This is a genomic window from Dolichospermum sp. UHCC 0406 (assembly GCF_009712025.1).
Lineage (GTDB): Bacteria > Cyanobacteriota > Cyanobacteriia > Cyanobacteriales > Nostocaceae > Dolichospermum > Dolichospermum lemmermannii.
The window spans coordinates 1-399 of the sequence record NZ_VILA01000043.1 but is presented as its reverse complement, the minus strand read 5'-3'; the positions used below and the strand labels follow the sequence as shown (position 1 = coordinate 399).

Sequence of the window (399 nt, the reverse complement as noted above, 5' to 3'; positions counted from 1 at the left end):
ATTCATTTTCTTGTTTATTGAATAACGGCATTTGTAAGAATTTAAAATTTAACTTATCAAAGAAAATATCACCATCTTGATCTTTTAGACACACATCGCGCCTAAATTTAGATGTTGTATTTTCATCATACTCAAAATCTAAAATGGCGATAAAATAGACGGGTAGTAAAAAGAAATTCCAATCGCCTTTTTCCGATTGTTCACGAATGGGGAATGTAGAATAGAATAAGGCTCTATCTTTGAAATGCTTGATTTTTGCTTTTTGCATTTCCACAATAAACTTATCACCAGTTTTACTTTCGCAATAAATATCAAATATGGCTTTACGTTCTGCTATGGTATCAGCTAGATTTTCTGGATTTTTAAAGGTTAATTGTTGAATTTGATGATGTATTGGTA

Annotated in this window: 1 protein-coding gene; it reads right to left on the bottom strand. The window is 30.1% G+C overall.

The features are described 5' to 3' along the window. The coding region (locus FJR09_RS24235; protein ID WP_174783387.1) for a PD-(D/E)XK nuclease family transposase at positions 1 to 399 on the bottom strand (399 nt) is incomplete at both ends.